Here is a 13,530-nt window from a genome sequence, read left to right on the forward strand (position 1 = left end):
CATGAAAGAAATATTGCTATCTGTAATCATCCCCACCTACAACGTAGAAAAATATCTCCCAGCCTGTCTTGGCAGCCTCAAGGAACAGGACTTCCAAGCTTATGAAGTTATCTGCGTAGATGACGGCTCCGCAGATAGCACAGTCAGCCTCCTCAGAGACTATGCCGCCGGATGGGAGAAAATGAAGGTATGCACCCAGCCCCACAGCGGCCCCGGTGCTGCCAGGAATCTGGGCCTGTCCAAGGCCAGGGGGCGTTACATCTGTTTCATGGACAGTGACGATATGCTCTCGCCAGGCAGCCTTTCCTTCATGGCTGAAACCATGGAGCGCGAGCAGCTGGATATTCTGGCCTTCGGAGCAGAAGTCCTTTTCGAGAATGAGCGCCTTGAGCGGGAACGCTACAGGGAGGTGCAGGGTTTTTCCTATCGCAAGGCTTATGGCACCTATGCCAAGGGCAGCGAACTTTTCAGGGAGCTTGTAGCTTTAAGCGACTTCATCCCCAGTGCCTGCCTTATGTGCTTCCGCCACAATCTTTTGAAGGAACACAATATTTTCTTTCCGACCCGTCTCAGATGTGAGGATGAAGTCTTCTGCATAAATGCCTGGCTGGAAGCTGGCAAGGCCATGCACACGGACAAGAAGCTTTATCAGCGGCGGGTGCGGGACGGTTCCCTGATGGTGACAGCTGCCAGCTTCGACTACTTCCGGGAGGGAGCGGCAGCCTGGCGGGACATTATGGAGATTCTTGGCCGTACCGACGATGAAGCCGTCAGATCTGCCCTGCGTGCCCACCTTTATCGTCGTGCTCAGGAAATGCACAAGCGCTTCGAAGCTATGCCAGGGGAAGAGCAGGACAAGCTGCAGGAACTTCCGCCAATGGAAGCCGCCTACAACAGACTATTGCTGGAAATAGCCCCCGTTTTCCGCCGTGTCTCCGCCAACTACATCTTCCCCTGGCATCTCTTCAAAAAAGGAGAGCGGGTAATAATCTACGGCGCAGGCAACGTAGGCAAAGACTTCGCTCGCCAGCTGCAGGAATACAGCTATGTGACCCTCACAGGAGCCGTAGACAGAGCAGGTCCCAATGCCAGAATTCCAGGCGTAGAGGTAAGGTACCCCAAAGACCTCCAGACAATGGACTGCGATGCTATACTGCTCTCGGTGCAGGACAAAAAGCTGGCCGACAGCATCAAGGCAGACCTGCAGAAGCTGGGCATAGACGAAGCAAAAATCCGCTGGGATGGCCCGCACTACCTGCAGAAAGACTTCTACGAGGGCTATTATTTCCCAAAAATTTCGGAAAGGAAGTAACCCGTTGAGTTATAGATTCACCATAGTAATAGCAGTCTACAACACCGGCCCCTACCTGAACGAGACAGTGGAAAGCCTCATCAGTCAGGACATAGGCTTCAAAGACCATGTTCAGGTCATACTGGTAGACGATGGTTCCACCGACATCTCCGACACCCTCAGCGATATATGGGCAGACAAATATCCCCATAACATCAAAGTCATCCACCAGCCCAACGCCGGAGTCTCTGCTGCCCGCAACGCGGCCCTGCCATATATCGAGGGGGAGATAGTGAACTTCCTGGACAGCGATGACAAGCTCTCGAAGAACACGCTTTCTCTGGTAGATGAATTCTTCCAGGCGCACGCCAAGGAAACGGATATGGTCTCCGTCCCCATGCACTTCTTCGAGGGAGCCACGGGAGAGCATATCCTGAACTATAAATATGCCCGAGGCACCAGAGTGATAGACATGGAAAAAGAGCCGGACTGCATCCAGCTCTCCCTCAGTTCCTCCTTCGTGCTGTGGGAGCGGGCAAAGGATAAGGTGAGCTTCGACACCCGCCTGAAATATGGTGAAGATGCCAAAGAAGCCCTGAAAATCCTCAAGGGCAGGAAGACCCTGGGCGTTATCTCCGAAGCCAGATACCACTACCGCAAACGCAAGCGGGGCGGCTCGGCCCTGCAGCAGAGCACGGCCCAAGAAGCCTGGTACTTCCCGCATCTGGAGTATCTATGTGTCTATAGCTTGGAAAATCACAGGGATGAAGCAGGAAAAATCCCCAAGTTCATCCAGTATACCATCATGTACGACCTGCAGTGGCGCTTCAAGCTGGCCAGAAAGGTCATAGAGGATGCACTTGGCAGGGAGAAGGCCGGGGAATTCATCAACGCTCTGTTTGCAACGCTTGGGCAAATAGATGATGACATCATCCTGGCCCAGAAAAATATATGGGCCTCTCATAAGGCCATGCTCTTGAAAAAGAAACATAGCATAGAATCAAAGCTGGCTCAAGATGGGGAAGACGTAGCCATTTCCTGCGGAGGCCTGCAGCTGGGACATTTCTCCGACTGCGCTGCCAAGTGGGAATTCATGCGCCTTGAGGGAGACACCCTTATCCTTGAAGGTTACACAGGCTTCGTGGGAATAGAAGAAAAGGACTTGGAAGATATAGGCACCTATCTCCTTATCAATGGCACGGATTGGCTGGAATGCAAGAAAGATATCTCCGCCCTGGACAGGGTGGACAACGCCGAGGCCTTGGGTGAGGACATCTTCCCCTCCATCACCTTCAGCAGCAGGATTGACACCAGCAAGTATGAAAGCATGGAGATAAAGCTCTACAGCTTCTACAAGGGCCTGAAGATAGAGCGCAAGAAAATCAATCACGGCTTATTCTTCCCCATCGTGGATGTATTCCCTCATGCCTACACCCGCCTGGGCCCTTTCCTGGCGGAGACTGAAGGGAATGTGCTGAAACTGCGGAGGGCGTCAGCCTGGGACTTCACCCGGCAGGAAATCAAGCTCTGGCAGGACTTCCGCGCTTCAGGACGTCCCCATGCAGGGAAAGCCATCCTCTACAGGAGCGCCTACCATCTGGCCAAGCGGATCCTGCCCAAGGATATCTGGCTGGTGTCAGACCGCATCAACAAGGCAGATGACAACGGCGAAGCCTTCTTCCGCTATCTCAGCGAAACAGGCAGACACCAGCACAGCTACTTCGTGCTGCGTAAGGACAGCCCGGACTATCAGCGGGTGCAGGCATACGGCAAGTTGATACCCTACCACTCCCGCAGGCACAAACTGCTGCAGCTGGTGGCAGACAAGATCATTTCCTCAGCAGGGGATGATTTCGTCATGAACCCCTTTGGTGGGGAAAGGGCCTTCTACTGGGACATCCTCAAGAGGAAGAGACTTATCTTCCTGCAGCATGGGATTATCAAGGATGACCTCTCCAGGTGGCTGGGCAAGCCCCACAGGGATCTTGGGATGTTCGTCACCTCCACCAGGCCGGAGTATGAATCCGTACTCAAGGGGAAATACTATGGCTATGGCAAAGATGTGGTGAAGCTCACAGGCTTGCCAAGATATGATTATCTGGAAAATAAACCTGAGAAGATAATCACTATCATGCCTACCTGGAGGAATTCTCTGGGGCTGGGGCATGATACGGAGTCCGGCAGATGGCTCTATGCTCCTGGGTTCGAAGAAAGCAGCTTTTTCCGCTTTTACAATGGTCTGCTGAATGATGAAAGACTGCTATCAAAGGCAAGGGAAAAAGGCTATACCATAAAGTTCTTGCCCCATCCCAATGTTATGCCCATTCTGAGTAAGTTCACGAAGTCTGAGGGAGTAGTCTTCTGCCGTGCTGATACCAGATACAAGGAGGTTTTTGCCGAGAGCAGTCTGATAGTCACAGACTATTCGTCTGTAGCTTTTGATTTTGCCTATTTGGGCAAGCCGGTAATATATGCACAGTTTGACAGAAAAGAATTCTTCCAGGGACATACTTACAGTGAAGGTTACTTCGATTATAAGGAAATGGGCATGGGAGAAGTAGAAGAAGACCTGCCCCGCACAGTGGACAGGATAATAGAGTACATGAATTGTGACTGCAATATGAAGGAAAAATATCTCCAAAGGGTGGAAGCATTTTTTCCTTTTAGAGATAAGAAGAACTCAGAAAGAGTTTATGATTGCATTATGGAATGAAAGGATAGGTAAGTAAATTGGAACAGATGGAAAAGCAATTCGATTTCACCATAATCATGGCGGTTTATAATGTGGAACCCTTCCTGCGGGAAGCTGTCATGAGCGTCATCTCTCAGGATATAGGCTTTGTGGATAATGTGCAGCTTATCTTGGTGGATGATGGCTCTAATGATGGCTCTGGCAAGATTTGTGATAACTTTGCGGAGCTATCCCCAGAGAATATCATGGTTATACATCAAGAAAATGCTGGTGTATCTGCAGCAAGAAATGCGGGGTTGCCGTACATAAGGGGCAAATATGTGAATTTTTTGGATGCAGATGACAAACTATCAAGCAATACTCTCAGCAAAGTGCGGGAGTTCTTTAAAAAGCATGGGGATAAATTGGATTTAGTATCCATTCCCATGGAGTTCTTTGATGCCAAGAGCGGAAACCATCCCTTGAATCGTAAGTTCAACAAAGGTACCAGAGTGATTGACCTGACCAAAGAGCCTGATGCAGTGCAGTTGAGTTTGCCATCTTCGTTTATCAAAGCTGAAGCCTTAGCAGGCATTTACTTTGATACCGAGCTTGCTTATGCAGAAGATGCCAAGGTTACTATAACCATTCTCATGCAGAGATGTATGCTGGGCGTATTGTCTGAACCGCGTTATTATTACCGTCGTCGAAGCCAAGGTGCAGTTTCTGCCATACAGCAGTCTGAAGCTAATCCACAGTGGTATGTGCCATATATGGAGCGCTTTGCCAAGTATCTGTTTGAAGCTTCTCGCCAGTATTATGGCAATGTTTTGCCTTTTGTCCAGCATGATATCATGTATGATCTGCAATGGCGCATGATTAGTCGTGAAAAGATGAAAAAGGTGCTGACTGAGGAAGAAATCAATCAGTATTGCAGTCTGTTCTATTCCTTGCTGGAAGATATAGATGATGAAGTAATCCTGGCACAGAAGAATATCTGGCAGGAGCAGAAAACTTTTCTTTGGCGCAAAAAACACGGCATGAATCCTGAATTGCGCTTAAACCCTGCTGGGGATGATTTTGATTTGTATCTGAGTGGGGAAGACCCTTACTTTGGTATATCACATTGCAAGACTCTATACGAATTCCTCAACGTGGACAAGGAAAAAAATAGTCTCACCTTGGAAGGATATACCACACTTTTGGGCATACCGGAGGATGAGGAAGTTAAGTTGTATCTCAGAGTGAATGGCCAGCAGGATATCCCTTGCGAATCCGTGGAGGGCAGGAATATCTCCACGGAGGTGATGGGAGAGGTGATACTGCCTGCCTACACTTTCCATTGCACTATTGAAAATCTTAGCAGCTATGAAAAAAAGGGGTTGGACATCAGTCTGGTGACGGAATTGAGAGGGGTGAAGTTCACCCGCAGGTATAACCTGAGGGTAGGAGACTTCTTCCCCTTGGGCAGAGATTTCAAGTCTGCCTACGCCGAAAGAAATGGCTGGTTTATTCGCTTTGGTGAAGAAGAGCATCTTATTCTGACTAAGGTCGAGCCTGAAGTCATAAATGCACGTGAGGAAATCTTGCTGAAGGAGATGGCAAAGCAAGGGGAGATTGGTAAGGAAGCCGTCCGTCGTAGGCGCATGGCAAGACTCTTGAAGCCGTTCTTCAAGAAGGAAATATGGCTGGTTTCCGACCGTATCAACAAGGCGGATGACAATGGAGAAGCGCTGTTTGCTTATTTGCAGAAGCATGAGGAGATTGACACATACTTTGTTATTTCCAAGGACAGTGTGGACTTTGACAGGCTCAAGGAAATAGGAAAAACTGTAGATTATCTCAGCGAAGAGCACTTGATTCTTCATTTGATGGCAGATAGAATAGTATCTTCTTCTGGTGATGGATATGTCATGAATCCTTTTGGGGGACATCGGAAGTTTTACAGAGATCTTATCAGTAGAAAACAACAGGTTTTCCTTCAGCATGGTATTACAAAGGATGATATATCTGCGTGGATTAATCGTTATAATAAAGATTTTTCAATGATAGTAACAGCAGCACTTCCTGAACATAAGTCAATCTTAGAAGGGGCATACTTTTACGATGGAAAAATAGTAAGACTAACAGGGTTCCCTCGTCATGATAGACTAAATGATAACGCTAGAAAACAAGTAGCAATTATGCCTACATGGAGAAATGCTCTTCTTCGTACTGAAAATTATTCTACAAAATGTGAAGATGGTTTGGTAACAGGTTATGAGGAATCATCCTATTTTAAATTTTATCATGGCTTGTTGAATGATGAAAAGTTATTGTCTAAGGCACATGAACTTGGATATGAGATATTGTTCTTCCCTCATCCACGCATGTTGCCATTCATCGATGAATTAAATCTTGCATCTCAGGTGAAGGTTGGCAACTTCAGCATGGCTTATAAGGATGTATTTGGTGAAAGTAGCCTTGTAGTCACGGATTTTTCCTCTGTTCAGTTTGATTTCACCTATATGCGAAAACCTGTGGTTTATGCTCATTTTGATAAGGAAGAATTCTTCCAAGGCCAAGTATACGACCCAGGCTATTTTGATTATGAACGTGATGGCTTTGGTGAAGTGGAATATGACTTGGAACACACTGTAGACCGCATCATTGAGTATATGGAAAATGGCTGTCAGTTGAAGGATAAGTACAGGGAGCGCATCGAGAAATTTTTTGGTTTCCATGATAAGAACAACTGCCAGCGTACCTTCGAGGCCATCCTCAGTCTGGGACAGCCAGAAAGCTTTACCTCTTGGCAGACAGCTGATGAAGTTCAGACTACGGACACCTCTATGGTACTTTTGCAGGCAGCTGCAAAATCCAAGGATAACGAAGCACTCCGTGCCATGACTGCCTTGCCTGATATGACGCCCCCGCCCCGCAGGGATCATCTGCGCTACATCTTCCCCGCTCATCTTTTCAAAGAAGGGGAAAGGGTAGCCATCTACGCCGCTGGTGAAGTGGGCACAGAGTTCTACCGTCAGGCAAAGAAATACGGCTATGTAGAACCTGTCATGATTGTAGACCGCAACGCTGCCTCAATGCAGGCCACTGCCGACTTGCCTGTGCAGCCTGTGAAGGCTCTGCTGAATGAAGATGAATACGACAGCGTGCTCATAGCCATCAGGTTCGAGAGGATTGCCATCCCTGTGAAGGAAGGCCTCATAGCCATAGGGATTCCTGAGGAGAAAATCAAGTGGGATGGCGAAGTGTACTTCGCTGATGACTGGGGCAGCAAGTTCTGGAAGAGGAAAACGGAAGATAAGGCAGAGGCATAAAAAAGAGCCGAGGTTGCACATAAATAGCAACCTCGGCCCTGAAAGCCTCAGCGCAACTGCTGGGCAAGGGCTTCAATGCGTTCCTGAGGAAGATGGGAGTACTTGATGATTTCCTCCATTGGCTTATTGTCTCGGAGCATATCGAGGGCTGTGTTGGTACGTTCCTCGCTGAGCCACGCATCGCGTTCTTCCCTCATCAAGTCTTGCATGATCTTGCACATTGCATTCACCCCCTTGGTTTCATGTTTGAAGAAACCAGCTCTTTGGGCAAGTTCCTTGTAGTGCATCTGGTCAGGGTCATCGCAGAAGAAGTCATGCATCAGCATACCTACGGCATCCTCCGCCCGATAGTCGCCGTTCACATACATGATGTGGGCAGCGTCCTCAAAGGGCTGGTCAAGCTCGGTAATGACCCGCTCCACATGGTAGATGGGCAGCCCGGCGTTGAAGATGTCATTCTCGGTGATGAAGATGACCCAGACTTTGGGGAATTCCTTGAAGTCTGTGCCCTTGGCAACTTCTCTTGAGTCGATGAGACAGGTGTTGAACCTGGCCCGCCTGGGACTGGCACCTTCGTCAGTGCGCTGAATCTCTACATTGTAGATTTTGCCATCGCCATCCACGGCGAGGACATCGAAGCGGACGCTGCGGCCGTAGAGATTGTGGGCAGACCGCTGGGTGATTACTTCCTTCACTATGATATCAATGCGGTCAAAGATAATGGACAGCAGGAGCTGCATGCACTCATGGCTGCCATCGAAGCAGATGTTGAAGAAGGTATCGTCTATCAGGCGAAATCTTTTGATGGGCTCAAGATATTTGGGATTGAGGCCGGTGGCAAACATGCTCATGGGCATCATCCTTTCTTAGGATATATTATAGCATACGGAAAGAAATAATAAAATAATATTCTGAAAAGAAATGGCTATTCAGTGCAAGTGGAAAGGAGCATGGCACGGACTAATGGATATAAAGAAGGAGATAAAGGATTTTCGAGACAGGTGGTACAGCCATGATAAGAAAATTCTAACCTGCAAACGTAAATACGATAGTTTAGAAGAATTGGCGGCTAAACTGGAGTCGTCACAGTTTGCCATTGACTTGGAAGGCTACCATTTTGAATGCCTTTTTAAAGAACAACCTGGGGAATATCTCTATGTAATTTACAATGGGGCCCAGTACAAGGAATTGCCGGAATTTCCTCGTTGGGGATATCACAGATTATTCAATGGCAGCATGCTTTGTCTGGAAGACCCCATGTATTACAAAGACAAGCGTATTATTTGTGGCTCATTTTATGGTGACAGGGAGAAAAGCTGCATTGTCATGTCGATAGGCATAATCAAAGCAGTATGTCGCAGGCTCGGTTTGGGGGAAGATAAGGTAATATTCTTTTCTTCCTCCCAGGGGGGCTATACAGGCACATATGCTTCTACTCTCATGCCGCATACACTTTCTATAGGACTTAATCCAAGGCTGTACATACAAGACACACCTCATGCAGAGAATTTCACCAAATACACTGGTATTGATATGAATCTGCCTGATCCTTTACACAGAAATGATATCATTCATTGCATAAAGAATGGCTCATCTCATCATATCATGCTTTTTAATGTTCAGTGCGACCACGACTGGAACCATCATGGATTGAGATTTTGTCGTGAATTTGGCATAGAACCTCATTATGGTATTACCATGAAGGAAAATTGTCTGTTTTGGGCATACGACTGTGCAGGTGCTCCTAATCCGCATACTTCTTTTGAAACTAAGAGCATCTTTGTGTTCATTGATAAGGTTGCCAAGACTTTTGTGGCTGGGCAGGTAACAGAGGAAATGTGCAAGACTGCTTTGACGGTCAATGAGTGTTGGCATGATATCTATAATCTAAAGAAGGATAATATAAAATTGAATAAAAATCAAGGATATCTAGATTGCATTTATATATCACAAAAAAAGAGCAATAAAGGAGAAAAAGTTGAGTTTATTCACAACATATCTATATCCAAAAGAGATAGTAAATACAATTTCTTTAGGTATAATATTTTGGCAAAGAATAAAAAGATTACTATACGTATAAGTGGTATTGAAGGAAGTGTAGAAAAATGCACGGTAGGAGTTTACGATTTTCAGCATGAAAAAAAGATTTATTATAGGGATTACAGTATAGATAGCGATATAGAATTTTCTATTGTGACTGGAGAAAACATAGAAGGATTAGCTGTATGTGTTTACGCAGGATTAGCGGGGAAAACACAGGGACAGGAGCTTTCAGTGGAAGGGTTTGAGGTTTGGGAGGAAAAGGTGTGAAAGAGATTTGTGTATACATAGCTGGTGATAAGAGAATTATTAATCAGAGTATAGTTACATTGAAAAGCGTAAAAGAATATAATGACATGGTTGATATTGCTATATTTCAACCAGATGCAAATGATGTTACTGACGAACAAAGAGGTTTATGTAAGAGGTTGGGGATATTTATTGTAGGACTGGAGAATGTGGGAGAGGAGTATACAAAAGATTTTGGTTCGTTTTCAAGATGGCCTAAAGAAGTGTGGCTTAATTATATCGCACCAAATTATTTGGAAAAGAGAGGTTATAAATATGCTATAAAGATGGACTATGATATGCTATGTGTTAAGAAATTTAATTTAGAAGAATTACTGCCAGGTGATCATATCATATCTTATTGTGAAAAGCGAAATAGCCTAAGCAATTTTATCGAAAAAAAAGACGTGACACAGATAGAAAATGAATATAATATTATTTTTGATGCAAAAATAGGAACCGCAAATGTTGGTTTTATAGTATTTGATTTGAAAGAATATGTTAAAAGAAATATAGCGAATATCTTCAAGGATTTGTATGTATTTTTTATAAAAAAGGAAATTAAGGTTTATGGTGAATTTATAGAGCAATTCCTATTTAGTTTATTACAACTTATAATTAGAATAAGGTTTAAAAAAATACCATTTTCATATAACAGTACTGCAAGTTATATGATGTACAATGATGAATGTGTTGTTATACATTATAATACTGACATAAAACCATGGATAGATTATAAAGATTACACTAAGATTGCCATTAGTTTCTACAATGCAGGAAACGATGAATTCAAGCAACTTTTATTGTTTAATCCTTGGAGACGAATTTGTAATCAAATAGGATTTAAAAATTTTTTTTGCCCAGAACCTTTTTCTGATTTTGAACTAGTAAAAATTCATCAAGATTTTTCATATTTTACATTTAAGGAGAGATACAGGAAACAAAAAGAACGAAGAAGTATTAAGGCTTTTGAAATTTGTGGCAATTATGATTTAACTGCTGAGACTACGAAAGTGTCTGTTATCGACATAGCAATTAGAGCAAATGCTAGTAATCATAATTTTTTTAGGTATGATATTTTTAGAGCTAATAGTATATATGTGATTACTTTTTCTACAAAAGAAGAAAATAAATTTTTCACAGCAGGGGTATTCGATTTTAAGAAACAAGAAGTAGTTTTCTTTAATGAATATCTGACTGGAAATGAGGTTTATTGTTCATTTGTAACTGGAGCTGAAATTCTCGGATTGTCTTTTTTAATATATGCAGGCGAGTGTGGGAAAACAGCTGGTGAGTCGCTGTTTATCGAGAAAATTAATGTAAAGACTATACCTATATTAAATAAACTATCTGTATGAGTCGTATAAAATGGTTATATTCATTGGATTGCCAGAAATGTGAATTAGAAAACCTCGGCAATCTAAATGAGAATTGGCAATCATCGGTATTGAGGTGATGTGAAATGCCCTTATACAAGGTTGGAATACCGTAGCTTGAAAGTGTATGGAAAAATTGGCGCAGGATACCCAGCCCTGAAAAATCGAATTTTTTCAGGGTTCATGCACTCTCACATTTGCGCTCATGCCAAGCATCTATGTGAATGACGGACAGTATGGCGAATAATCGAATATACCACATCATAGATGAGCGATGGTGCCCTTCTTCCAGCAGTCCGTCAATCTTTATGCGTTTGTTGGCCCGTTCAGCAGATGTGCGCTTGTTGTAGGCTTGCTTCCATTGAGGCAAACCTCGTGGAGGGTCGCAAAAAGCCGTAGTAGAAGAAATTTCTGGACGAATCCCAGCCCCAATTGGCATCGGGCTGGGAGAACCAGCGCTTGTGTCAGCACTTGTCGATGCCCTGCTTATGGCAGTCACAGGTCGAGTGGCTGCGCTCACGGTTTGAGACCACAACGGGAGTGCCGTCACCAGCCAGAACCAACTTCTTGGTATTCAGAAGACCTTTGTGCATTGAGCCAGCCAAGAAGATACGGCTGAAGATTTTACCGATGATAGAAAGCTTGCTCTTGAGGATGACTCCGGCACCATGCCCATCGAAATATTTGATGATGGTGGCAGCATAATCTTTGTCGAAGGACGGAGACTTTTCACCATTGCCTTTACCTTTAGGCGGTTTCTTCCTGCGATAGCGCAGGTGAGGCGAGAAATTGTTGCAGCCTGGCCATAAGCGGTGGAAGAAGTCATAAAAAGAGGCGAAGGAAGGTGTATGGTCGGGTGAAAAGCCCGAAAGTATGGCCAGAGACTCATCGGACCGCAGATGCTCGGCCCAGTCAACGAGGGAAGTAGACTTAAGGCAGATGGAAAGCAAGTAGGAACGCAGCATCGAGGAAGGGAGCCATGCAGGACGACCTTCCTCTGAGTAGAAAGGGGCGCATGATTTCGTCAATGGGTGAAAGATCAAGAGCCAGGAGCCTGGCTGCCAGCTTGCGCTTCTTCTTGTCGAACCGCTTGAGGTGGCTGTTGTGAATGCGTTGGGAGAGGAGCTGCTTATAAGCAGCGTGGGAGCCGTCTTTAGGCAATCTCAGCATGATGTTCACCTTCTTTCCAAGTACTATTGTACATGTGAAACATCAAACTGAGATGGGGGCTACTCATTCGCAACAGCTTTTGCTACAAATTGTGGGGGCACATTGAATATTATGCCATGGCTCGAGGCTGGCAAATAAATGGCTTTGAGTTTTCTAATTTACATTTATAGTATTATGGAGGTAGTTTGATGATAGGTAGTAAAGTATCTCAGTGTAAATTTACAGCACTTTACAACTTTTACCAAATAAAGATCGCGTAACTGATCCTTACAGACTTTCAGAGTATAATATGTTCTTAAAAAAGAGCAGTGAGCAATTCCGCAAGGGAAAGCTCACTGCTCTTGTACGTTTTACTTTTCCAGGGTTATGCTGTCCACCTTTTGGCCGCTTACGGTGAAGCATTCCACTGACAGCTTTTCCGGGGTGACTGACAGAACCAGATAATTTGGTTCCGTAGGCTGTGAGATGGCAGCTATATCAAGCGGGTCGGCAGGCACCTGGTATTGCTGGTCGCCGGCAGGGCCGCTCATGATGCAGACGGGGCCTTTGTCTGAGGTCTGGAAGTTTGACAGCGGCCCCCGGCGGCGGTAGGTGTGCATGTGGCCCGTGAGGATAAGGTCAGCGCCGACCTCTTCAAGGGCGGGCAGCAGGGCGCGGCCTGCATCGCTGAAGCCGTAGGCGCTGTCCTGCCCCGGCTGGTATTCATCGTAGGCCAGTACGTCCTTGTGCATGAGTACCACCCGCCAGGGCAGGTCTTTTTTTTCGCGCTCTTTCAGCCAGTTCAGCTGGGCATTCAGCAGGTGGTCTTTGCCGAAGAAGCCGTCCAGTTCCAGCATCTGGGTGTTCAGCACGATGAATTCCACGGGACCGTAAGTGAAGCTGTAGAAATAGCCGTGGAAGGTGGCTGTGCCATTGCCGGGGAAGGTGAAGGTGCTGAGATACTTCCTGGGCAGGCAGTTTTTCCAGTCCAAGCCGTAGCATTCATGATTGCCCATGATGGGGACGAAGGGGTGGTTTGCATAGGGCGCCATAGCAGAGAGAAAACCTTCCCACTGCCATTCGGCTTCGCCATTGTCTGCCAGATCACCCAAGTCAGCAAAGAAGGCCGCTTCGGGACAGCGGCCCCAGCCGGCAGCCAAAGTGTCCCGCCATACCTCATAGGAGGCGTTTGTGCATTGGGAGTCAGTGAAGATCAGGGCTTTGAAAGAAGCCGTAGCAGGAGGCTTGGTACCCGGGGGAAAGTAGGCTCCTGGCACGGGGGTATCCATGGGGCTGGCCATAGCCCTTTGCCAGCTGTGGGGCAACAGGGGGAGAAGGCCCAGGGAGAGCATAACCTGTCCTGTTTTTTGCAAAAATGTTCTGCGAGTCATAAGAAAG

At 45.9% G+C, this 13,530-nt stretch carries 9 protein-coding genes; 5 read left to right on the top strand and 4 right to left on the bottom strand.

Annotation, left to right across the window (positions count from 1 at the left end; all coding sequences use genetic code 11):
* Position 1: 1 nt before the first annotated feature.
* The 3 genes from BLW59_RS07980 to BLW59_RS07990 are packed head-to-tail and all read left to right on the top strand — an operon-like array spanning position 2 to position 7,279.
* Positions 2–1,312 carry a glycosyltransferase family 2 protein gene (locus BLW59_RS07980; RefSeq protein ID WP_074697368.1) on the top strand — a complete coding sequence of 437 codons (1,311 nt, stop codon included), beginning with the start codon at positions 2–4 and terminating at the stop codon, positions 1,310–1,312.
* 4 nt (positions 1,313–1,316) lie between these two features.
* Positions 1,317–4,004 (top strand): CDP-glycerol glycerophosphotransferase family protein, encoded by a 2,688-nt coding sequence (locus BLW59_RS07985; RefSeq protein ID WP_074697369.1) that lies wholly within the window; start codon positions 1,317–1,319, stop codon positions 4,002–4,004.
* 26 nt (positions 4,005–4,030) lie between these two features.
* Complete coding sequence (locus BLW59_RS07990; RefSeq protein WP_139283601.1) at positions 4,031–7,279, top strand: CDP-glycerol glycerophosphotransferase family protein; 3,249 nt, start codon at positions 4,031–4,033, stop codon at positions 7,277–7,279.
* 47 nt (positions 7,280–7,326) lie between these two features.
* On the opposite strand, the gene BLW59_RS07995 is transcribed toward BLW59_RS07990, so the two are convergent.
* The gene (locus tag BLW59_RS07995; protein ID WP_074697371.1) at positions 7,327–8,130 is read right to left on the bottom strand and encodes a PD-(D/E)XK nuclease family transposase; all 804 of its coding nucleotides are present in this window, start codon (positions 8,128–8,130) and stop codon (positions 7,327–7,329) included.
* A gap of 112 nt (positions 8,131–8,242) precedes the next feature.
* Between BLW59_RS07995 and BLW59_RS08000 the strand changes: the two genes are divergently transcribed.
* Together BLW59_RS08000 and BLW59_RS08005 are read left to right on the top strand one after the other, a co-directional pair.
* Entirely contained in the window at positions 8,243–9,589 is a 1,347-nt protein-coding gene (locus BLW59_RS08000) for a hypothetical protein (RefSeq protein ID WP_074697372.1), read from the top strand.
* Positions 9,586–10,965, top strand: coding sequence for a glycosyltransferase (locus tag BLW59_RS08005; RefSeq protein ID WP_074697373.1), 1,380 nt, complete (start codon positions 9,586–9,588; stop codon positions 10,963–10,965). Before BLW59_RS08000 ends, BLW59_RS08005 begins: the two co-directional genes overlap by 4 nt.
* Positions 10,966–11,447: 482 nt before the next feature.
* Here the strand turns inward: BLW59_RS08005 and BLW59_RS08010 are convergent, their stop codons facing one another.
* The 3 genes from BLW59_RS08010 to BLW59_RS08020 form a co-directional block, all read right to left on the bottom strand.
* On the bottom strand, positions 11,448–11,948 hold the full coding sequence (locus BLW59_RS08010; protein WP_074697374.1) for a hypothetical protein: 501 nt from the start codon (positions 11,946–11,948) through the stop codon (positions 11,448–11,450).
* Positions 11,914–12,153, bottom strand: coding sequence for a hypothetical protein (locus tag BLW59_RS08015; protein WP_074697375.1), 240 nt, complete (start codon positions 12,151–12,153; stop codon positions 11,914–11,916). Before BLW59_RS08015 ends, BLW59_RS08010 begins: the two co-directional genes overlap by 35 nt.
* A 350-nt stretch (positions 12,154–12,503) precedes the next feature.
* Complete coding sequence (locus tag BLW59_RS08020) at positions 12,504–13,523, bottom strand: metallophosphoesterase family protein (protein WP_081348455.1); 1,020 nt, start codon at positions 13,521–13,523, stop codon at positions 12,504–12,506.
* Positions 13,524–13,530: the final 7 nt, after the last annotated feature.

The organism is Selenomonas sp. KH1T6 (assembly GCF_900108415.1).
GTDB classification, from domain to species: domain Bacteria; phylum Bacillota; class Negativicutes; order Selenomonadales; family Selenomonadaceae; genus Selenomonas_B; species Selenomonas_B ruminantium_A.